The 21,866-nt window shown below is 43.4% G+C and carries 15 protein-coding genes; 6 read left to right on the forward strand and 9 right to left on the reverse strand.

Going from position 1 to position 21,866, the window contains the following annotated elements; genetic code table 11:
* Positions 1-617: 617 nt before the first annotated feature.
* The 4 genes from ACFGVS_RS05500 to ACFGVS_RS05515 all read left to right on the forward strand — a co-directional run bounded on the left by ACFGVS_RS05500 (position 618) and on the right by ACFGVS_RS05515 (position 6,130).
* Positions 618-1,649, forward strand: a complete 1,032-nt coding sequence (locus ACFGVS_RS05500) for a sensor histidine kinase (protein WP_439697799.1) — start codon at positions 618-620, stop codon at positions 1,647-1,649.
* Positions 1,646-2,350: a LytR/AlgR family response regulator transcription factor gene (locus ACFGVS_RS05505; protein WP_225976395.1), complete on the forward strand. Its 705-nt coding sequence runs from the start codon at positions 1,646-1,648 to the stop codon at positions 2,348-2,350. The genes ACFGVS_RS05500 and ACFGVS_RS05505 overlap by 4 nt, the downstream gene beginning before the upstream one ends.
* Before the next feature lie 163 nt (positions 2,351-2,513).
* A complete protein-coding gene (locus ACFGVS_RS05510) occupies positions 2,514-5,330 on the forward strand; it encodes a TonB-dependent receptor (protein ID WP_439697800.1) in 2,817 nt (938 codons plus the stop codon).
* On the forward strand, positions 5,321-6,130 hold the full coding sequence (locus ACFGVS_RS05515; RefSeq protein ID WP_090650915.1) for a DUF4249 family protein: 810 nt from the start codon (positions 5,321-5,323) through the stop codon (positions 6,128-6,130). The genes ACFGVS_RS05510 and ACFGVS_RS05515 overlap by 10 nt, the downstream gene beginning before the upstream one ends.
* Here the strand turns inward: ACFGVS_RS05515 and cls are convergent, their stop codons facing one another.
* From cls to ACFGVS_RS05530, 3 genes are all read right to left on the reverse strand, one after another.
* Positions 6,131-7,576, reverse strand: coding sequence for a cardiolipin synthase (gene cls, locus ACFGVS_RS05520; RefSeq protein WP_274213607.1), 1,446 nt, complete (start codon positions 7,574-7,576; stop codon positions 6,131-6,133).
* A gap of 2 nt (positions 7,577-7,578) precedes the next feature.
* Complete coding sequence (locus ACFGVS_RS05525; RefSeq protein ID WP_439697801.1) at positions 7,579-8,622, reverse strand: metal-dependent hydrolase; 1,044 nt, start codon at positions 8,620-8,622, stop codon at positions 7,579-7,581.
* Positions 8,623-8,703: 81 nt separating this feature from the next.
* Positions 8,704-9,765: an acyltransferase gene (locus ACFGVS_RS05530; protein ID WP_274213609.1), complete on the reverse strand. Its 1,062-nt coding sequence runs from the start codon at positions 9,763-9,765 to the stop codon at positions 8,704-8,706.
* Between the two features lie 453 nt (positions 9,766-10,218).
* Here ACFGVS_RS05530 and ACFGVS_RS05535 point away from each other — a divergent pair, with 453 nt between their 5' ends.
* Together ACFGVS_RS05535 and ACFGVS_RS05540 are read left to right on the forward strand one after the other, a co-directional pair.
* Positions 10,219-10,554 (forward strand): hypothetical protein, encoded by a 336-nt coding sequence (locus ACFGVS_RS05535; RefSeq protein ID WP_274213610.1) that lies wholly within the window; start codon positions 10,219-10,221, stop codon positions 10,552-10,554.
* Positions 10,555-10,628: 74 nt separating this feature from the next.
* Complete coding sequence (locus ACFGVS_RS05540; protein WP_274213611.1) at positions 10,629-11,090, forward strand: hypothetical protein; 462 nt, start codon at positions 10,629-10,631, stop codon at positions 11,088-11,090.
* A gap of 54 nt (positions 11,091-11,144) precedes the next feature.
* On the opposite strand, the gene ACFGVS_RS05545 is transcribed toward ACFGVS_RS05540, so the two are convergent.
* From ACFGVS_RS05545 to ACFGVS_RS05570, 6 genes are all read right to left on the reverse strand, one after another.
* Positions 11,145-13,583 (reverse strand): outer membrane beta-barrel protein, encoded by a 2,439-nt coding sequence (locus ACFGVS_RS05545; protein ID WP_439697802.1) that lies wholly within the window; start codon positions 13,581-13,583, stop codon positions 11,145-11,147.
* A 129-nt stretch (positions 13,584-13,712) separates the two neighbouring features.
* Positions 13,713-15,428, reverse strand: a complete 1,716-nt coding sequence (locus tag ACFGVS_RS05550; protein ID WP_439697803.1) for a M56 family metallopeptidase — start codon at positions 15,426-15,428, stop codon at positions 13,713-13,715.
* Positions 15,429-15,431: 3 nt separating this feature from the next.
* On the reverse strand, positions 15,432-15,821 hold the full coding sequence (locus ACFGVS_RS05555; RefSeq protein ID WP_147052007.1) for a BlaI/MecI/CopY family transcriptional regulator: 390 nt from the start codon (positions 15,819-15,821) through the stop codon (positions 15,432-15,434).
* 720 nt (positions 15,822-16,541) lie between these two features.
* Positions 16,542-18,515 (reverse strand): sialate O-acetylesterase, encoded by a 1,974-nt coding sequence (locus tag ACFGVS_RS05560; protein WP_439697804.1) that lies wholly within the window; start codon positions 18,513-18,515, stop codon positions 16,542-16,544.
* Between the two features lie 111 nt (positions 18,516-18,626).
* Complete coding sequence (locus tag ACFGVS_RS05565) at positions 18,627-20,249, reverse strand: alpha-L-fucosidase (RefSeq protein WP_439697805.1); 1,623 nt, start codon at positions 20,247-20,249, stop codon at positions 18,627-18,629.
* Positions 20,250-20,327: 78 nt separating this feature from the next.
* Complete coding sequence (locus tag ACFGVS_RS05570; RefSeq protein ID WP_274213617.1) at positions 20,328-21,857, reverse strand: SusD/RagB family nutrient-binding outer membrane lipoprotein; 1,530 nt, start codon at positions 21,855-21,857, stop codon at positions 20,328-20,330.
* Positions 21,858-21,866 lie beyond the last annotated feature (9 nt).

The raw sequence follows: 21,866 nt of genomic DNA on the forward strand, positions 1-21,866 counted from the left end.
CATTGAACAAATAAGGCCGAAAAACTCTCGCAGTTTTATCGGCCTTTACATCTACCTATGAAAAACAATCCTTTGAGAAGGATATTAAGTTACATTCAATTGCAATGCCAATTATTAAATGTGGGTTAAAACGTTTAAAACAGCAATTAATTTAAAGTTGCGTGTGAGTTTGTGGAAATTACTCTACTACTATTGTGTAATAATGATACGGGCGCGCAGTTAGCAGTTCGCGGTTTGCAGTTTTCAGTAGGCAGTTTTAGTCGCGGCTTGAGGGTTTGCATTGGGTGGGACAGATTGCAGTTGCGGTTGGTTCCAGGTTGCAATTTGTATTAGGTAGCACCAATATATAACAATGCAAACCGAGATTGCCCAACGAATACCACCGACCTCGAACTGCCAACCAAAACTGCTAACCGAGTACTACCGCCCAGAGCCTACTCAGAACTCTCAACCGAGAATTGCTAACTGCCTACTGAAAACTGCAAACCGCCCACTGCAAACTGAGAACTGCCCACTGCTAACTGCTCCCTGCCAACTAAAGCCCCTTTCGTCGGCACATTTAAGCCGCTCGTCTATTGTATTTACAACGGTGGTGAAATGCGTTTACCTTAGCCAGCATGTTTAACCGCATAAAGCCGGCGCTTATTATCGAGGTGTGTATCCACCTGCTGTTTTGGGCGCTTATTATTTATACCCCTATTATCTCGCGGCCAGACATGCGGGGCATGCCTCAACACTTTTTCTCGCCCGGGCGCATTATCGTTTTCAATCTGGTGCTTGCCTCAGAGTTTTACCTGAACGCTTTTTTACTCATACCCAAGGTGTTAAAAAAGAACATCTGGTTTTATTTTTTGGCCTTGCTGGCATCCTTTGTAGTTTTTAACATTGTGTTATTATATGCCAGGCCACATTTTCCTTTACCCAATGTTAAAGATATGGAAGGCCGGGCACCACGTGGGCCATTATTTGTACTGTTTCCGTTACTATCTATAACTGCCGGAAGTTTTGCCTACCATTACCTTGCAGATCAGTTTAGGGCGATGAACAAGAAGAAGGATATCACCAATGCCTCGCTCCTGTCCGAACTGGCTTTTCTGCGTTCGCAGATCAGTCCGCACTTTATATTTAATGTCATCAATAGTGCTGTGGCGTTATCCAGGATAAATCCTGCGGCAGTTGAACCTACGCTGATACAGTTATCCCAATTATTGCGTTACATGCTGTATGTTACCGATGCCGAAATGGTAACGGTGCAAAAAAAAGAAGATTACCTGCGCAGCTATATCAACCTCCAACAGCTACGCTTTGGCGACCAGGTAAAAATTTACTTTAAATCGGATATAAAAGCCCCGGACAAAACCATCGAGCCCATGCTGCTGATCCCTTTTGTGGAGAATGCCTTTAAACACGGTACCGGGGATATTGCCAGGCCAGATATAGCGGTTACACTTTTTGCCGACGAAGAAACACTACGATTTACAGTACAAAATGTGTATAACGCAGCCGAAAAGCAAAAGGATAATGACAGCGGCATCGGTTTAGCCAACGTAAAACGACGACTGGAACTGCTTTACCCCGGTAAACACAACTTATACATCAATAAAAACGAGCAAACCTACATTGTGATGCTGCAAATTGAACTTAAATGATGAGATGCCTGATTATTGACGACGAACCGCTGGCCCTTGACCTGCTGGAAGATAACCTGAAACACGTACATAGTATACAAATAGCCGCACGCTGCCGCAATGCCGGCGAGGCCATCCTGGCTATGCAAAAGGAGCAGATCGACCTGATATTTTGCGATATCTATATGCCCGGCATCAATGGTTTACAGCTTATTAAAAGCCTTACCCAGCGCCCCATGGTAATATTTGTAACGGCTTATGAAAAATTTGCACTGGAAGGTTTTGAACTGGATGTAATTGATTACCTGGTAAAACCGGTACCGCTGGATAGGTTTTTAAAAGCCTGCCACAAAGCTATCGACCTGTTTGAACTTCGCCGGAGTTATGTACCCCAGCCTGTGGTAAAAAATTATTTCTTTTTGCATGCCGATTATAACCTCATCAAAATAAGTTTCGACCAGGTGGAATATATTGAAGGACTAAAAGACTATGTAAAAGTACATTTCACCAATCAGCAAAAACCGGTTTTATCACGCATCAGCCTTAAAGCTGTGGAATTGCAATTGCCGGCCGAGCAGTTTTTCCGGGTGCATAAATCATTCGTGGTAAACCTGCAGCACGTATCCCAGCTTCGCCGTGCCCGCATTAAACTCATCAACACCGAAGTGCCCCTCAGCGACAGCTACAGGGAGGTGATTAATAAAATGATTGGAAAGGTGTGAGTTCAAAAGCTTATGGTCCATAGACGATGGTCTATGGACCATAAGCTTAACCAACCTCACTACACATTCCTCCCATTTATCTACACAAGCTCTCCTGATGTCGCATTTATTTTAAGTGGATGAAAATAGGGTGCAATTTCGTTGCAAAGAAAATGTACCCCTGATGAAGAGATTTTCCTTATTGTTATTTACCATCGTAGCTTTAGGCCATTCGGCCACACAGGCACAGCAAACACAAAAAAAGCTGAAAGACATTATCGTCAACCACTTTTTTTTGTGCACGCTTGATCAAATGCTTGATACCATATCAACCACCTACCAAATCCGTATTGTGTATGATAAAAACCAACTTGAAGGTATGGATGTGGTTGAGCATTTTTTTGAAGAGCCTTTAAAAAACATTATCAAACAAGTTTGCCAGGAACACGATTTGAAGTACTGGATTGAATCTACCGGCACTATTTACATCCTCAAAAACACCGACGACCTGGCCCGGTTGAAAAAACTAAACCAACTTTCGTTGCAGGCTGCAAATGCCAAAATAAAACGTAAAAAGACCGATGATGACGACCCGGACATAGCGCCAAAGATAGCCCCCAAGCATTTTATGTTCAGCATAAACGGGCGGGTGATCGATCAGCTAACCGGCGAATCACTTCCATCTGCTTCGGTGAAGATCCGGAACTCCGACCTCACGGCAATGAGTAATTCTGATGGTTACTTTACTTTTTTACGGGTACCCTCAGATACCTGTGTTGTCGAGGTATCCTATTCGGGCTACCAAACAGACTATTTCAGGCTTAGCAGCGATAAAATCAACAATACGCTTATTTGCGGGCTGTACACATCGCTAAACACCTTAAATGAAGTTAATATTACCGGCAAAAAAAGCGGAGTTATGAACACCGATAGCAGGCAGGTGGGCGTGCTCCAGCTTTCGCCGGCAAATTTAGATAAGCTGCCAACCATGGGCGACAAGGACATTCTGCGTGCCTTCCAGCTGATGCCTGGCGTGAGCGGCACAAACGAATCATCATCCGGGGCCTATGTGCGCGGTGGTACGCCCGATCAAAACCTGGTTTTATTGGATGGCTTTACCGTTTACCAGGTTGATCACTTATACGGCTTTTTTAGCGCCTTCAACGCCAGTGCAGTTAAGGATGTGCAGCTTTATAAAGGCGGCTTTACCTCCAAATACGGCGGCAGGCTATCAAGCGTTACCGAAATTAACGGCAAAGAAGGCAATAAAAACGAAACCAATATGGGTGTCGACCTGAGCTTATTAAGCGCGAGCGGCTTCCTGGAGACACCGTTATCAAAAAATGAAACACTGTTGCTTTCCATCAGGCGGTCATATCAGGGGCCTTTTTATAACAAGATATTTAACCAGTTTAACCAGACAACAACATCGCAGGGCGGTGGTTTTGGTGGCGGCGGTTTTGGCGGCCGTGGCGGTGGCGGCTTTGCCAACCAGGTAACGCCGGCCTCGTATTTTTACGATGCCAACGCCAAATACACATATACCATCAGCGATAAGGATAAACTTTCGGTAAGCTACTACTCCGGAACCGATAAAACCGATAACAGCCGTACCCTTGGCTTGCCGCCGGGCCTATCGGGATCGGGCAGCGGAATTGGCATTACCGATTATACCAAATACGGCAATCTGGGCAGCAGTGTAAAATGGTTCAGGCAGTGGGGTAAAAAACTATACTCCAACAATTACATTACCTATTCCTCGTATTTCAACAACCGGGAACGCGCCAGTTCGGGCGGCTCATTGCTGGATAGCAATGGCATTGCCCACACCTTTAGCAATAACACCGTAGAAACCAATCACCTTAAAGATGTTGGCTATAAATCTGAATGGGAATGGCAAGCCGGCGAAACCTACAAACTGCTTTTTGGAGGCTTTGTTAACTATAAAAAAATTGATTACGAATACACCCAAAACGATACCGGCAAACTGATTAACCAACATAACAACGCCATGCTGGAAGGTGTTTATGCCGAGCTTTCTATCGATCCAAATAATAATTTTCATATCCAGCCGGGCTTACGGGCCAGCTATTACGGCCCAACTGGTAAACCATATTTTGAACCTCGCCTATCGGCCAGTTATAATTTAAATGATCATTTCACGGTAAAGGGTGCTACCGGGCAGTTTTACCAATTTGAAAATCAAGTTATCCGCCAGGATATATTGGCCGGTGACCGTAACTTTTGGGTGTTATCCAACGGCAGCAATATCCCGGTTGGTATGGCCAGGCATTATATAGGCGGCCTTAGCTATGAAAATGATGAATTTTTGATTAGTGTAGAAAGCTATTACAAAACTTTAACCGGGCTTACGCAATACACAGTGAAACAAACCCAAACAGGTGGCGGTGGCTTCCGGATGGCCGCACCGCAAACACAAACTGTTACTGAAGATTTTTATACAGGTACCGGTCGCGATGCCGGTGTTGAACTGCTGATACAAAAAAAACTGGGCAACTACACCGGCTGGGTAAGTTATACACTTGCCAAAGCCCAGAATAAATTTGCCGCCTTTGGCGATTATTATTACGACGCTAACCAGGATGTAAGACATGAGTTTAAATCCATCAATATGTACCATTACAACAGGTTTAACTTTGCAGCAACATTCCTGTTCAGTACTGGCAGGCCGTATACTGCCCCCCTATCAACTTACACCATTCAAACAGCCGATGGCAACAGTAAAACTTACCTGAACATCAGCGACAAAAACGGCGAACGCCTGCCTGCATACCACCGTTTGGATATGTCGGTATCATATGATCTGCTGAAGATTGATGGTCACAAAGTAGGTTCGATAGGCCTGTCGTTCTTCAACGTTTACAACCATACCAATACCTGGTATAAAGAGTACCAGGTGCAAAACAACCAGGTGATAACCACCAATGTAAATTACCTGGGCTTTACCCCCAACCTAACACTCAGCTTAAGATGGAAATAAAAACATATACACGCTATATCGCATTGAGCTTAATAGGCAGTTTAATACTGCTGGCATCGTGTAAAAAAAATCAGTCGGATATACTGGCTACCAATAAACCGGTGGTAGAATCATACCTTATCCCCGGCCGGGTATTAAGTATCAAAGTTTACCAGCAAAAGGCCCTTACCGATACTACAACTTACGGCGCGGCACTTACAGGTTTAAGCATCAGCGTATCTGATGGCAGCAAAAGCGTCAAGCTAACCGAAAGCGCAAGCGGCACATATACCTATGCCGATCAATCGTTTATCACCACGGGTAAAACGTATACCATGCAGTTTACCTATGCCGGAGTAGCAGTCAGCGCTACTACTATTATGCCGGGCAAACCTGCAGATTTTACCCTATCGGATAGTATATTTCATGTTCCCAGCACTATCAACCCTTTATATGCCGATGTGGCAAGGGCCACCATTAAGTGGAGCAACCCCGATTCGCTGTACCACCTGTTGGTGTTCAAAAACCTTGATAACGACCCCTATTATATATCTTACATCCGCAGTGATAATAAGCCCAGCTTCCAGATTAACGCGGAGCGCGCATCTTATTACAACTTGGTACAATCGTCATTTAACTATTACGGCCATTATAAAGTGATATTAATGCGGGTTAACCAGGAATACATCAACATACTGACAACCAATATCACCCGCGATTCACAGGCTTTGCTCAACGAGCCCACCAACGTTACCAACGGCCTGGGCATTTTTACGGCGATGCAAACAGATACCTTGAGTTTAAGGGTGACAACGCAATAGCTACAACAACGGCGATAAAAGCCTGATTAGCTTTTCGGGCAGTTGTTTAAACAGGGTACGTTTGGCCCAGGTTTTGGGATTTATTTTAACGGCATCTTTAATATCTGTGTAAAAAACATCTCTTAACTGGCCTGCTATTTTATCATCATATATTATGCTGTTAACCTCAAAATTCAGTTCAAAACTTCGTTGATCCATATTGGCAGTGCCAACAATGGCCAGTTGCCCATCGGCTACCAGGGTTTTGGCGTGTACAAATCCTTTTTTGTATAAATATACCTCAACGCCTGCGTCGAGCATTTCGCGGTAATATGACCTCGACGCGGCGTTAACCAACGCTGAATCTGACTTGCCTGGTACGAGCAGCTTAATTTTAACCCCACTACGGGCAGACACATTAATTGCATCCAAAACACTTTCGCCGGGGATAAAATATGGCGACGTTATCAGCAGCTCTTCTTCGGCCATGCCAATAGCCTGGATTAGGGAGAACATGATGGTAGGAATATCCGAGTCGGGCCCGCTGGCAGCAATTTGTACAATGGCTTCGCCTTTAGCGCTTTCTGTCGAACAGAAAAAATCCTTCTCCAGTTTCAGCTTTTTACCCGCGCTAAAATTCCAGTCGCATATAAAAAGGTATTGCAGGTAATATACCCCGGGGCCATTGATACGGACATGCGTATCGCGCCAGTATACTTGCTTTTTGCCGTTGTTATTGATGTACCTGTCGCTTACGTTAATGCCACCTACAAAGCCCGTGCAGCCATCAATCACAATAATCTTCCGATGATTGCGGTAATTTGTCCGGTTGGAGAGTGCGATAAACAGGATCTTATAAAAAGGGTAAGCCTCCACACCGCCGGCTATCAATTCGGGCACCAGGGTGTGGCGTATAGAGCGGCTTCCGAAATCGTCATAAATAAAACGGACCCTTACCCCTTCGGCTGCTTTTTTAATTAGGATATCTTTTATCTGGTTACCAATGTCGCCATCCTCATAAATATAATATTCCATGTGGATATGGTGTTTGGCATTTTTTAAAGCGGTTATTACATCGGGGAATTTTTCTTCGCCGTTGATATACAGTTTTACATCGTTATTGCTGGTTAAGGGGCTATTATCATTTAGCAGCATATGGGCAAGCTTTTTACGGCCTTTTAAATCGTCGTCACCAGTATTCCATGTCTTCTCCGATTCCTGTACAATCTTTTCGCGAATCTCGGCACGTAATTTACTATCGCTCACAATTTTTTTGGAGTACAATTTATTTTTCCGGTAATTGGCGCCCACAGCAAAATAAATAGCCATACCAACTACCGGCACAAGAATGGTAATAAGCAAATACGCGAAAGTTTTAGTTGCCGACCGGATGTCATACAAAATACGAAAGCAAACGAAAATAACCAGAATAAGATAAATGCCAATTGCGGGTAAATACCAGTTCATTTTTAAATTTTGTGATTAGGTTTATTCTCAATAACTGGTTTGCCCAGTATCCGCTTTATATAAATTTTAAGCGAATGACCGTCCCAGCCAGTCAGGCGGCCTTTCTGCAGCAACATGGCCTGGTTTTTACCGGCAACCAGCGGGTAACTAAACGCGAAAGGTGCATCGGCCACTGCCCAGCCTTGTATCTGCCCAAACCGCAACACATTGATATTGGTGTTGTTTCCGGCCTTTGTTATAGTATAGTACCCGTTTGAAAATGAGATGAGGCTATTTATTAATTCTTTATTTTGAATGTTGCTTAATAACCCTTCATCTTTAGCATGGAACTGGTAATTCAATGCGTTATCGTTACCATCAAATACCGAACTGTAGGCCGTGTTATAGCCATTGTTTATGGGCGCTACAATATACCAAAGCATGCTGGTAAAGGGTGCTGGTGTAATTAAATAGCCTGGTTGAACCTGATCTTTTTCCAATGTTGCCTGTACCCTGCCGCTTATGTACAATTTACTAAAACCGGCTAAACATAAATATAAACCGGAGAGCATCATCGCAGCAAAAGCCCATTTCGTACGGCCTTGATAATTGATATTTTTTAATACCAAAACTACGAAGGCTACAAGCAAACCTATGGTAAATAAAGGGTCGGCCACATAAAGCAGGTTAACCGAAAACCGCTGATGGCTAAACGGTTCCAGCAGGCCGGTACCGTAGGCATTACAAGTATCCAACAAATCGTGCAGCATTAATTGCAGACAAAAAAACAGCGCAAGCATAATAAACGGGAGGTAAACCTTATGATGTATCCGCTGGGCCAAAAAAGCTAAGGCCAGGCCAACAACTACCGCGAAGACTAAGGAATGGGTTATACCACGATGAGCCAAAAGCGCCTGTTCAGGCGGAAGAAACAAAGCCCCGGCACTATCAATATCGGGCAGGCTTTGAGCTACAGCCCCCCATAACAGTGCCTGTTTGCCCAATTTTTTACCCAATACAAGTTCGCCAATGCAGGCTCCTAAAGTAATATGGGTAACTGAATCCATTGGCCGGTTTTATGTTTTGTTTTGATAATGGTTTTACGCAGATATTGTTTGCGTTTTGTTAATTATTGTAATTGATTAACGCTATCCAACCAAATGTTTAATTACAGGCACCTTACTCATGCCATATACCAACAGCCACGACAGTAAAAAGCAAACAAAAGCTATTAACGGAATGCTCAACACAGGGTTAAAAATGGTAAAATTAATATCGTTTAAATCAAAGATACTTAATACCAGGGCATGGCTCAGGTAAATACCAAGGGTATATTTACCCGCATTATCGCAAACGCGTTTCACGGTTTTATTAAGTTTCAATTTGGTGTATTTGGCTATCAAAAAAGCACACGTGGCCAACATAACAACAAAAGGCCCAACCGGCTCATAAAAAAAGGTTTTAAGCTCATGATCTTTTACCTGCAAGTAGTAGGTACCCCAGCTTATTACAGCCACCAGGGCGACGAACACAAGGGCGGCAATATACGGCAATGCCCGCAAGTTGAATCGCTTGTAAGTAAGGTAATGCCCTAATACAAGGTAGCCAATATAGCCTGTAAAATTATGAATATCTACAGCGCTATTAAAAATGCTTAAATATGGCGTGGCCAACAACATCGCTAAAAACCAAATCACCAGAAAATACAATATTTCCTTTTCGGTAGCATGCTGTACAAACTTGCCTAAGACAGGAATAAACAGGTACAGCCCTATTAACAGGTACACATACCATAAATGATAATACGCTCCTGATTTGAGTTGATTTAAAACAAATTTTACATCGGGCCACAAATGACCGGTAAACGTAAACTCCTCGTTATACAGCCGGTAGGCAACATAAACCAGGCTCCAGAACAAGAAAGGAAGAATAAGCCTGCCGATACGCTTTTTCAAAAAATCTCTCAACCCATATTCGCGATGTAACAACAATGCCCCGGTTATCATCACAAAAACCGGCACAGCAAAGCGCACAAGCGCGTTGTAAACATCGCCGGTGAGCCAATCATTTAAAGGCACACTTTTATAGCCAAAAAGCAAGGGCGAGGCGGTATGTAACACAATAACGGCAAACATGCTGATCAGCCGCAAATTATTTATCCATTCAATGTTGTGATCTTTATTGTTTACAACCGCTTCGCTAAATTTCATTGGCTAAACTTATACAATATTTTGATTTTGCAGGAAGCGTTTCGTTAATAGATGACCAAATTTAGATTTTTATAGTTTTGATTGGTTACCATTATCACATATGTGTTTCGTCCTGGGGACAAGTCACTTTTAAAAACTTGATGTAGAAAGAAGGTAACCCCTACGGGGCAAAAAACACATTGGACATTTATCCTACAAACAGGTAGCCTCTACGAGGCACAATTACTAACAACCTGTATGTAAATAAATAGCAGGATTATTAAAAAACTGTAACCTTTTTGAGGACGAGACAAGGCGCTTGCCTCGTAAAGGCTACCCGTTTGTAGCAATATGTCTAAAATTCTCTTATGCCCCATAGGGGCTACCTATCTCAACATTGAAAGCTGTTGTATGAAGTAATAAGTTTAACCGCGATTTCCTACTTCATCTTTCTTAAAACATTATCTTTGCCCTATGCTGTCCAGGTTGATGAAATCGTTATTGGTAGTTACTTTGTTCTTCGCTTTACACATAAGCGGATCCGGACAGGTACGCGCTTATACCGGCAAACATGACAGCAATAAAGCGAGTGTTAAACAAAACACCCACCATGACCAATTAATTGCCGAGACGAATACCGAAATTAATGCGCCTGCATTACAGGTTACGGTGCATCCGGCAGCTTTCTTTACCGCTGTTGATCTGAGTGCAGCTTACACACTTGCAAGGTTCAACATTAGCAAGGCTTCAAATGTGCCACCATCCCGGTTTTACCGGCTCATCCTTTTCCCGTTTCATGGTTTCTGGTAAACCCATGCTGATCTAAGTTTTTTAATTCTTCGCGTTTATTACAGCGCGTATTTATTCAATTTTAATTATCAAGCATGAACCATATAACGGAAAATGCCCTGGTTGCGGGCACCCTATTAGCTGTATTTATTATCCCGGTAGTGATCATAACCCGCCGGTCAAAACAAAAAAGATTCGCGGCGCTAAACCAGCGCCTGCAGGCAATTGCAAATGAACATCACCTCAGTTTAAGCCGGTCGGAGTTTATCGGTAATAAGATCATAGGCTGGGCACAATCGGGCAAAGCGTTGCTTTTTGGATCGCAGGAAACCGTGACCGTAAACGACCTGAACAACGCTACCCGCTGCTATGTTTTAAAAAGCATGAATGGCACCGCAGTAAAATCAATCGTTTTGCAAATTGCCGACCAGGCGAACCGGCAGCTTTGCAGCATACCATTTTACCAGCAATTTATTGACAATGAATTAAAGCTGAAGCAACTGGAAACCCAGGCAAAAGACTGGGAGGCTTTACTGAACAGCCAGTTTCAAAAGTAACTTATCGATTAAAGAATTAAGCCCCGGCGAATTAGCCGGGGTTTAATTCTTTAATCAGTTTTTCACCCTGTTTTGCTCACTTTCGGCACCGTTTGCATCATGCTTACGCAAACCGGAAATTGTTTTGCCAAAACGATAACTTAACGATAATGCTAAGTTGCGGCTATCGCCAAGGTTTGTCCAGTTGGCGCGGGTATTTGCCAGGTTATTAATAACGCCGCCGCCATTAAAAGTGTAAAAAATATCATTGGCCACCAGGCTGACGGTAAAGGACGGCGAAAACTTTTTAGATACAGATGCATTAACACGCCCCCTGCTGGTTGTTACAAACTGGGCGTTAGTAACTCTGCTTTGATAACCACCATCCAATTGGGTTGTCCAATCATGCGGTAGTTTAAACTTGAATACCGGCCTTACAAAAAAGTATGTTCCCTGCGTGTTTAGCGTGCCGGTATAAAACTCGCTTACCGAGTGGATATTGGAAACCCTTGAATATATGTGAAAATTAAGCCATTTGGCAAGATCGAAACCGGCATCGGCTGCTATGCCCTTTACCGTTATACTGCCTAAATTGCCGGGCCGGCTATAATAAATACCATTTACAATCTCGATAGTCTCATTCACATCGTCCTGCGTGTTGCTGTAGTTTAGGGTTACTGTAACGTTTTTCCAGTTATAGGCTAACTCAATGTTGTTGGTATATGATGGCTTAAGGAATGGATTACCGGTATAATAAGTAAACTTATCCAAGGGCGACAAAAATGGATTTAAATCCTCGTAATACGGCCTGTCAATCCGTCGTCCATAATTCAGGCTTATGCTTTGGCTGCCTGCTGTATCCAGCTTATATTGCAGGTAAACAGTTGGAAACAAACCATTATAATTTCGCTTAAACGTCGAATCGGATTTTTGCACATTGCCCAACTGGTGTCCGTTTGATGTGGTATTTTCAAACCTTAACCCGGCCTGCGCCGAAAATCGTTTCCAATCTTTACTTGTATTAATATATGCGGCGTTTATTTGTTCCTTGTAAATAAAGTGATTGGTTTTACCATAATCGGGGTTGGTTACATTGTTGATGGTATAAAAGTAGTTGGCAATATTATCCGTTTGTGTATTACTGATTTTAAGCCCGGCCTCCAGTTTAACGCCATTAGTTAAAGGGTGTGTATAATCTGTTTTGGCCGAGTAGATGTGAATATTTTCGGGCAGGTTCCCTGTGAGCAGGTCGTTGCTTATCACTGTTCCATCCGGTAAATACCCGGTATTTAAAAACGATTGCTTTGTGCTGTTATCGTAGTTCAAATAATCAAGGTCGACTGTAAGCTCCTGCCCTTTTTTGTTATACTGATGGCGGTAATTAAGGTTTACATTGCCGTTCTTAAAGTTAATATGCTCCTTATTATCGGCCACAATAGTCGAATCTAAAACGTTGGCGGCATCAAGCAATTTGCTGGTATTACGGGTATTGATATCGCCGGGATTTAATAAGCCGAATATATTTATGCCGATTGTAGTTTTATCAGATACGTAATAATCGGCCCCAAGCCTCAGGTTTAGGTTTTTTGTTTGCCTGCGGATAAATGAGTGCTGCAAAAAATTGGAAGCAGGGCTGCCATCATCGTTTAAAAAGTACCTGTTAATAACCAGGTCGTTAAACGAATTAGAGGTGCTATAAGCCAGGTTGCCGAATACATTAATTTTGTTGTCCCTGAAATTAAAGTTAAAACTGTTGATGGTTTTGCCGTACTTGCCCTGGGTATAATTCATGTTAAGCCCACCGTTAAAGCCTTTTGCTTTATTCCTTTTTATGCGGATGTTGATTACTCCGCCATTCCCGGCGGCATCGTATTTAGCCGGCGGGTTGGTCATTAGTTCAACCTGGTCGATAGTTGATGCGGGTAACGAGCGCAGGTAGTTTTGCAGATCTGTCCCCGATAAGTAGGTAGGCTTATCGTCGATATAAATTTTAACGCTGCCGCTGCCGTTAAGGCTGATACCGCCATTCTGGTCGACGATTACGCCCGGCGATTTATCAAGCACATCCATAGCCGTGTTGCCGCCATTACCAATCATGGCATCTACGTTTACTACCGTCCTGTCAATTTTGTGCTCAACCAATTGCTTTTGGGCTACAACCGCTACCTCTTTCAATTCTTTACCGGCAAGCTGCAAAATAATATCCGGCAGCACCATATCTTTTTCAAACGTAAAAGGTGCGCTTTTATAGTTTTGATACCCTATCATGCTAACGGCCATCTTATACTGTCCGGCTTTTACATTTTTCAAGATATAAATCCCCATAGCGTCTGCCACACCTGTTTTTACCAGTGCTGAATCCGTAAACTTATATAGGTAAACTGTAGCACCATCCAGCGATTTGGCGTCGGTGCTTTTAATTTTACCTGTTATCGTTATCAAATTTTGGGCACTTACCAAAGTTGAGGCAATAGAAAGCCAGGCGGCCAAAATAGCTGCAATTTTTAATTTCATATTGATAGGTATTAGGAGGTTTCTTTTAGGTTGATCTGTTATTTAATCTTAAATATTTTTCAAATTTTGGGCATGGCAATTCCCGTTCACCTGTTGAGGGCGGGTTAAAATTCATGCAGTCAGAATAATTTAGGGCTTATCGGTGGTGGTTGCTTTGGTATCGGTATCGTAATTATTATACAAGGTCCATTGGTTTTTGCCGGTAACGGGCACATACTTTTTCTTGTATTTCTGAAAAACATCATCTGGCTGTTTTACACCGTTGATGATCATTTCACTTTGGCTAAGTTTAAAGGAAACCTTAGGAGCATCAGCATCAATAAGCCCGTCCTTTTTCAATTCGGCAGTCACCACCTCGCCTATACTTGGTTCGGTTGGCGCATGGTAAGGTTTATAGTCGGCTTTGTACACTGACTTATAGTCTTGTTTATTATAGGGCTTGCTGCCATAACTATAAGCGTTTTGTGCAGGCGCGGTTGGTTTTGTATTTTGCGTTCTGCTTTGGTTAATAGAATCGGCTTTTGCCAATTCCTTTTGTTCATCAAGTTTGCTTAGCGTTCCAAGACCACCATGCAATCTGCCTAATTTACTTTTTAGGGTATCCAATGGTTTTGCTTTAGCAGGCGTATCTGCCGAAATCGGGGCAGTTGCCTTTAAAGATGCTGCATGAGTTATTTTTGCTTCTTTGTTTACGTCACCTGGTTTTAAATCAGCATGATGAGATGATGTATCATGAAACAACTCTTTTTTAACAGAAACAACCGCATGCGATACTGTTTTACCTGTATTAACCAGCATTTTATCAATCCTTTTGACATTGCTGAAAGCCATGGTGAGCAAACCGGCGCTTAATAATAACACGGCCAAAACAGAGCGTTCGCGAATATTAAGGCTGTGGTTATTACCCGACGCCATACGTTTAACCCGGTTAATCAACTGATCGCGCTTGCCGGGGAAAGCCATGGCGTAGGCCGGTGCCGACAGCTGGAACTCCTGGCAGCTTACCAGGGCCCTGATGTAGTTTACCTTGCTGCTTGTTTCCAGTACAGCTATGTCATCGCAGCAGTTTTCCCGCTCGGTACGGATCAGGGCCGACAGCCATAGCACGGCCGGGTTAAAAAAGAAAATGATCTCGATGAAGCTTTGTAACAGGTTTATCAAATAATCCCGCCGGCGAATATGGGCCAACTCATGTACCAGGATAGCCTCAACTTCGGCGGGCGGCAGGGCAGTTAGCAAACCAACAGGGAGCAGGATCAATGGTTTCAAGTGGCCAATCACCATAGGTACTTTTGCTATGCCCGATTCTGCAATACCTATTATTTGCTTTATCCCCAGTTTCTGCGACAACAAGGCAACGCGCTTTTGCCAATATTCATCAACTGTAAAAACAGACCTGCGCCGCAAATGATGCAGACCCTGTAGCCCGGCCAATAGCTGGAGACCGCGCGCAAAAACCACCAAAAACCATATTAAAGCTATCAGTTGGGCATGGGTGTTCACATAGTTTATACCCTTATCAATTACCGAATCTTGCGCAAACCCGGCTACCCCCAAAACAGGCAGATGTGGTGTTTGATTATTTGCAGAATAGCTGGCCGGCGATATTTTCCCTGCTGCTGTTTGGTTAATTTCCCAAATGAACGTACCTATGGCCGTTAAAGCAAACAACATCAGCGCGCCTACCATTAACGTGTAGCGTTTTGCCGCTGTTTGCCTGCGGGTAAACACCAATATAAGGCTGGTGATTACAGCAAGTATAACGCCCTGCCACAACGAGTGCAGCAGCGTGTAACTCAAGGCTGCGGTGAAGCCCCGGGGCAGTAATTCATTCAGGTAAGTCATGGTTTATTCCTCCAGTTTTCTTAAAATTTCTTTGATCTCCTGTAATTCCTGGTCGCTTGTTTTTTTGTTGCCCAGTAACTGCATCACCAGTTTACTTGCCGATCCTTTGTACATCGAATCAACAAACTTATCCAGCAAATGCGACTTGGTTTTTTGCTCCTCTTCGGCCACGCTGTAAATATGCTTCATCTGGCTTTCGTCCCGGTTAAGGATACCTTTATCGGCCATAATCTGCATCAGCTTTAGCGTGGTTGTATAATTTACCTCTTTTTGCTTTAGCAACTCATCATTAACCGCACGAACTGTCGACGGGCCTTTTTCCCATAAAACCTGCAATATTTCCAGTTCGGATTTTGTAGGTTCCAGTTGCTTGTTTTGTTGTGTTTCACTCATAACAATTCAAAGGTAGGAATATTTTCGTACGAAACAAATTTTAGGTAATAATTTTTTCGTACCTTTTTGAAAAGATGTGTAAATATGAGGCCTTTGCCCGCTATCCTTTGACAGGCTCCCCGTGACCTATCCAATTTTCCTGTCATCCTGAATGATAAAATTTTGCAAAATTCTTAACGGGAAATAACACACAATAAGAGGATTGTCATCCCGTAGTGAAGGATCTATTCGCGAACTTGTCCGTCGGCGATGCATGTCGATTGACAGATTTTTCACTCCGTTACCCATGACAAGTTTCATTTTCTGTCATCCTGAGCGATAGCGAAGGATCTATTGTACGCCATGCATAACCGCCAATAAAGTTCGCGAGTAGATCCTTCGTTCCTCAGGATGACAGTCTTTTATTTTTGAATGTCATTCTCCTTCAGAATCCGCGGATTTTACCGCTCAGAATGACAAAGGGGTTATTTATAACATGCCATGGGTAGGTACGAGGGATCTATTTACCAATCCCAGTTAAAAAATCCAGGTCATTTCCGAACTTGTTTTGGCTGGCAACAGGTACAAACATTTGGGTATGCTTAAGTTGTGTAAAACATCAGTTTAGTGTTAACCATGAAAAAAGCATAAGCTAATGACTGTCAAATGCTTATACTATAAAGTACTTAAAATGTGTTAAGTTATGTTAACCCACTTTATATGGGTAGCCCTGCTCCTAAACTACTTCTTATTTAAGGTAACACCCGGCCATTCATCCGTGCGGAACGGCGACGCAGGCAGACCTGCAGCGTTGTACAAATTACATACCGGGTTAATTCCCCAGGCATATCTAACGGCTACCGGGTTACTTACCTGTGTACTGCTCACTACAACTTTATCGCCAACAATTACAGCATCGGCCCAATAAAATTTTTGGTCAGCGCCGGCAATGGCAAACCCTTTTAGTGGTTGGCCGTCGGCTGTTTTAAGGCCATTGTTATATTTAAATGAAATGGTTATTTTATTATTGTCGACGGCATATTTCTGAAATATAGGACCCGAATAATCAATCTTTTCGCCATAATTTTTGCCAAGGGCATTTAAGGCCAGCCTGCGCCCAACTTCCTGTTTATTTTTGGGGTGGATATCATAACCGCCCAAATCAATGGCAACCGCCATGCCGGTGTTGGGCAGCGAGAGTGTTTTAAGTTGTGCTTCCCTTAATTCGGCCCAACCAGATGCTGAAGGCTGCGGATCGGTAATGTAGTAATTGGCCAGCTGCACAAAATAAAAAGGGAAATTACCCTCGCCCCACCTGGCACGCCAATCGTTGATCATGGTGGGAAATAACTGGCGGTATTGGTATGCCCTGCCTGTATTTGCTTCTCCCTGATACCAGATAACCCCTTTAATAGCATATTGAATAAATGGGTTAATCATTGCGTTAAACAATACCGAAGGCCTGTTTGGCCTTTTAGGATCCATTGGAAAAGGCGGCATGGTCTTAAGGTTGAGCCCTATATGGTATTGCCATGCACTATTCAGGGGGATTTGCTGTCCGTTATCGTTGGCAAGGTAAAGTAATTTGGCATCACTGTAAAGGCCTCCATTGCCTGTAGCATCATACACCCTGATAGTTATAATATTTTCGCCGGCCTTAACCAGGTTACCGGGTATGGTATACATCCTTGGCGTATTATAAACGGCGGTTTCGCCTGCTTTTTCGCCATTGAACCAGGTAACATCGGCATCATCCACCGCACCTAAACTTAATTTAACAGGCTTGCCGGCCCAATCATTAGGAATAATAATTTTTTTATGTAACCAGATAACGCCATCAAAATTGGGCAATGTTTTCTCCAGCGTAGCCGGTAAAACCATATCATGCCATTTTGAAACGTCCAGGTCAGGCGTAAGCCAAACCGGCTTGCCATCGCTGTATCCCGAATCTTTTTGGGCAATAAGGTTTTGCCATTGCTGCGTTTTATCCAGGTAGGTTTTTTGGGCTTCTTCTTTATTTTCTGTTTCAACCGTAGTTACCGGCTCAACAAACTCAGGCATTGCTCTTAATGCTGTTCCACTTGTCCAGGCCTCGGCAATGGTACCGCCCCAGGAGGTATGAATGAGGCCGATGGGCATACCGGTTTTTTGATAAATCTCCCTTGCAAAAAAATAGGCTGCCGACGAGAATTCGGCTACGTTTTCGGGTGTGCAGGGTACCCAGCCGCCTTTGGTTACCTTAGCATCGGCCAGCGGAATGTTGCTGGTTACACGCTCAACCTGTAACAGGCGGATATTGGGATAGCTGGCTGCCGCCATTTCCTTTTCATAATCGTTTATCTTTCCCCAGCCCGCTACCGGCATCTCCATGTTCGACTGGCCCGAACATAGCCAAACTTCGCCTATCATTACGTTCTTCAGTTCCAGCACCTCCCCATCTGATATAGAAATGGTAAATGGCCCGCCATAGGATGGGGTTGCAACCTTTATTTTCCAGTTGCCATCGGCATCCGCGCCGGTGGCATATTTTTTACCGGACCATGATGTTGAAATAACGACTTTTTTTCCGGCTTCAGTCTTTCCCCATATAGCAGCTTTGGTTTTTTGCTGCAAAACCATATTGTCGCTAAAAACAGATGGTAATGTTATCTTGGCGTGGCTTAGCTGCACAGCCAACACGAATGAAATGGCGGTTAATAATAACGATTTAAACATAACTTGCTTTTGCAGGACGATTAATTTTCCCTGCCAATAAAAGTAGCACCTTAATTCAAATTATTTACAAATCGTTAGCGTTTATTTGTAAAACATCAAACCGGGCGCTTTTTATCTCAGTAGCTTGTTCTCGCCTTCCACTTCTACATTTTCCTGTTGTGCTACGGCCTTATATTCATAACTGCCTTTTAAAGGCAAGGTAAGTTCAAAGCTACCATCGGGTTTAACAGGTACCCAGACGCTGGCTGTCCATTTGCCGGCGTAAAGTGTTTCTACCTGGCCACTATAAGGCCTGTAATCAAAACGGGCCAGTTTTACTGTTGTAGTTTTGTAGTTTGTTATTCGTCCTTTTAATATCACTCCTCCCTTTGATAAAGCTGAAGCACCGGTTTCAACAATAACGGCTTCTTTAAACGCGGGGTTTACATTATCTAACTTAATAACAACGGGGTTTGGCCAGCGATGATCGTCATAAATACGCTGCGCTTTCACTACAGATACTTCTAAGCCTTTGGTAGTTTGGGTATATTTGCAGCTTACGTCATCTTTTTTATATTCAATTACCTGGCTATTTTGCCCCAAAACGCTTATTTTGGTGTCGGGCATACTAATTGCCGAACGGATCAGGAACGTTTTACGCGCACCTTCCTTCCAGTCGGCGGCATCGGTTACTATGGCATAAAGTGTATGCCCGCCTTTTTGGGTAAACCAAATATTTCTCTCTTTGCTTACAACCCAACTCCGTACATCGTCAATACATTCGCGGTTGATAAAATACCATGCCGACATTTCGCGCAACCGTTCTTCCTGTTCTATAGGTAGTTCGCCGTTAGGTTTAGGGCCAACGTTCAGTAACAGCGAACCGCCTTTCGCTCTGGCTTCTATCAATAAACCAATCAGCTGGCTGCCCGATTTATAACGCTCATTGGTTGGCTGATAGCCCCACGCGGTACCCATGGTAATGCATGATAACCATGGTTCGTTGATCATTGCCCCCGGCATAATCTGCTCGGGTGTTTTAATAGCCCCGCGGGTGATCAGCAAATCGGGTTGTAATTTCCAGCAGGTCTGCTTTACAATTTCTTTGGGGTCGCCATCAATAAAAAGCACATCTATTTTGCCGTATTTGGTCATTAGCTCCTCGCACTGTTGCCGTGTATAATCGTCGTAGGCTTTGCGGGTAGCAACATCCATTTTAACATCCGTACGGCTTATCGCGATATGGTGATCACGCAAAAAATTAAAATCCTCAGGCGAAAAATAAAAACCCACCTGCAGGCCTACTTCACGTGTGGCATCAACAAATTCTTTTAACAGGTCTTTTTTATAGGGTGTGTTGGTAATATTAAAACCGGTAGTTTTAGTATCCCACATACAAAAGCCAGAGTGGTGCTTGGTGGTAATAACAATATACTTCATGCCGGCAAGTTTGGCCAAAACAGCTATTTGGTGCGGGTCGAATTTTGATGGATCAAAAGTTTTCGGCAATTCGGTAAAATAGCGGTTCACGTAATCATCGCTTGCGCCTACCAGTGAGTGGCTGATAACTACACCCAACTGCCCATCCATACTAAAATGGATAAACAGGCCCAAACCTGTATTTTTAAGCCAAAGCTCCCGTTCGGGCTTGTTCAGGTTATAGTTACTCGCGTTGTCATCTTTCACCAGGTCGTTTTGTGCAATGGCTCCATTGCAACATATCACCAGCACTAACAAACAAAAATATCTTCTCATCGTTATTAAAAATAAAAAAAGGAAGGGCAGCCAAACCCTTCCTTAAACCAAATCTATCAATTTATTAACACGAATGCATTATTTATCCCACCACATCCTTGTCAGGAACTCATCGGCACCTTGCCGCGCTATTGCAGCAGCATAGGATGCGGCATTAAGATTTTGCTCGGATATAGGGTACAACATCCTCCGGAATATTTTGCCGCCTGTGGCATTACCTACATAATTATTAGGCACCAAAGCCGGATATCCCGTACGCCTGTAGGTAGCAAATACCTCCTGCGCATCCGGGAAAATACCGATCCAAAACTGGGTATAAATCTGCGCCATTTTTTGGTCAAGCGTACCTGCCGAATTAAACTTATGGTAATTGATATAGGTATTAATCTGGGCATCGCTTATTGCGCCCGCACTGCCGCCAATAATAGCCCACTGGCGCATAGATGCCGCGATGCCGCTCTCGTACAATGACGATGCAGTAGTCGCGCTATACCATCCTCTTGAGGCAGCCTCTGCAAGCAGAAAATAGCTTTCGGCAGCAGTAAATACCAAACGGGGAGAGTTTAAAAGCAGGATAGTTTTAGGGTTAGGTTCTGAGTAAGTTACAAAATCGGCCGGCTTGGCATTTAATGAAGCCGACATGCCTTTTTGTATTGATGAAGTTGTATCGGCAACGCCTGCGTTATAAACTATAGACACAACACCTAAACGCGGGTCTTTATTGGCTTTCAGGTAAGTGATAAATGGTTCCTGATATTTGCCGCCTTCGGTATTGGTTGTTCCGTTTTGAGCAATGTAATCATTGTTCCAAAGATCATTTGCCAACGGATTTTTATTGATATCCTGGCCCGACCCAACATACGACACTTTGGCAATGTCGGCATCGTTTAATATCACACCGCCGGCTATAGCTTTTGTTGCCCATGACTGCGCCGAAGTTAAATCAACCTTGGTCATGCGCATAGCGCATCTTAACATTAATGAGTAGGCGAATTTTTTCCATTTATCAGTGCTTCCCCCGTAAATCAGATCGGCAGCGCCAAAAGTTGCTTTACTGGCGTCAAGCGATGTAGCAGCCTGGTCAAGTTCTTTCAGCATATCTGCATATATATCTTTCTGCGCATCATATGCGGGTTTATAAATAGAGCTGTTATAACCCTGGCCGGCCTGTGAGTATGGAATATCTCCATACAAATCGGTAAGCCTGCTAAAACAATATACCCGCCAGATGCGTGCCTCGGCAACCAGGTTAACCTGCGATGCATCGGTGCCTGCTGCCTTTATAACTTCCACCAATTCGTTGATCTCGTTAGGATAAGCATTGGCGAACGCCGCAAACGACTGCTGGCTTTGAGCTAAAACGTATTTACTGCCAAAACCTGCAACATCATTAAAGCTGGTAGTATATTGCATGGTTCCCAGTAATAAATCAAGCATGCGGGCCGTACCATCATACTCAGCTTTGGTAAATATATATTGAGGAACAGCTTTTGAAGACGCGTTGGGGTTTACGTTTAGCGTATCGAAGTTTTTAGTACATGATTGTGTTGCCATAATGCCAAGCATTAACAGCAAACACGAAGTATATTTTGATATGTGTCTTTTCATCTTAATCAA

This window comes from Mucilaginibacter sediminis, assembly GCF_051903035.1.
Lineage (GTDB): Bacteria > Bacteroidota > Bacteroidia > Sphingobacteriales > Sphingobacteriaceae > Mucilaginibacter.

What these genes read in the sequence shown, in the direction of transcription:
- ACFGVS_RS05510 (WP_439697800.1), top strand. Translation starts at nt 2,514, where the DNA reads ATGAAGAGATTTTCCTTATTGTTATTTACCATCGTAGCTTTAGGCCAT.
- ACFGVS_RS05565 (WP_439697805.1), bottom strand. Translation starts at nt 20,249, where the DNA reads ATGAGAAGATATTTTTGTTTGTTAGTGCTGGTGATATGTTGCAATGGA.
- ACFGVS_RS05530 (WP_274213609.1), bottom strand. Translation starts at nt 9,765, where the DNA reads ATGAAATTTAGCGAAGCGGTTGTAAACAATAAAGATCACAACATTGAA.
- ACFGVS_RS05500 (WP_439697799.1), top strand. Translation starts at nt 618, where the DNA reads ATGTTTAACCGCATAAAGCCGGCGCTTATTATCGAGGTGTGTATCCAC.
- ACFGVS_RS05515 (WP_090650915.1), top strand. Translation starts at nt 5,321, where the DNA reads ATGGAAATAAAAACATATACACGCTATATCGCATTGAGCTTAATAGGC.
- ACFGVS_RS05525 (WP_439697801.1), bottom strand. Translation starts at nt 8,622, where the DNA reads ATGGATTCAGTTACCCATATTACTTTAGGAGCCTGCATTGGCGAACTT.
- ACFGVS_RS05555 (WP_147052007.1), bottom strand. Translation starts at nt 15,821, where the DNA reads ATGAGTGAAACACAACAAAACAAGCAACTGGAACCTACAAAATCCGAA.
- ACFGVS_RS05535 (WP_274213610.1), top strand. Translation starts at nt 10,219, where the DNA reads ATGCTGTCCAGGTTGATGAAATCGTTATTGGTAGTTACTTTGTTCTTC.
- ACFGVS_RS05550 (WP_439697803.1), bottom strand. Translation starts at nt 15,428, where the DNA reads ATGACTTACCTGAATGAATTACTGCCCCGGGGCTTCACCGCAGCCTTG.
- ACFGVS_RS05570 (WP_274213617.1), bottom strand. Translation starts at nt 21,857, where the DNA reads ATGAAAAGACACATATCAAAATATACTTCGTGTTTGCTGTTAATGCTT.
- cls (WP_274213607.1), bottom strand. Translation starts at nt 7,576, where the DNA reads ATGAACTGGTATTTACCCGCAATTGGCATTTATCTTATTCTGGTTATT.
- ACFGVS_RS05540 (WP_274213611.1), top strand. Translation starts at nt 10,629, where the DNA reads ATGAACCATATAACGGAAAATGCCCTGGTTGCGGGCACCCTATTAGCT.
- ACFGVS_RS05505 (WP_225976395.1), top strand. Translation starts at nt 1,646, where the DNA reads ATGATGAGATGCCTGATTATTGACGACGAACCGCTGGCCCTTGACCTG.
- ACFGVS_RS05560 (WP_439697804.1), bottom strand. Translation starts at nt 18,515, where the DNA reads ATGTTTAAATCGTTATTATTAACCGCCATTTCATTCGTGTTGGCTGTG.
- ACFGVS_RS05545 (WP_439697802.1), bottom strand. Translation starts at nt 13,583, where the DNA reads ATGAAATTAAAAATTGCAGCTATTTTGGCCGCCTGGCTTTCTATTGCC.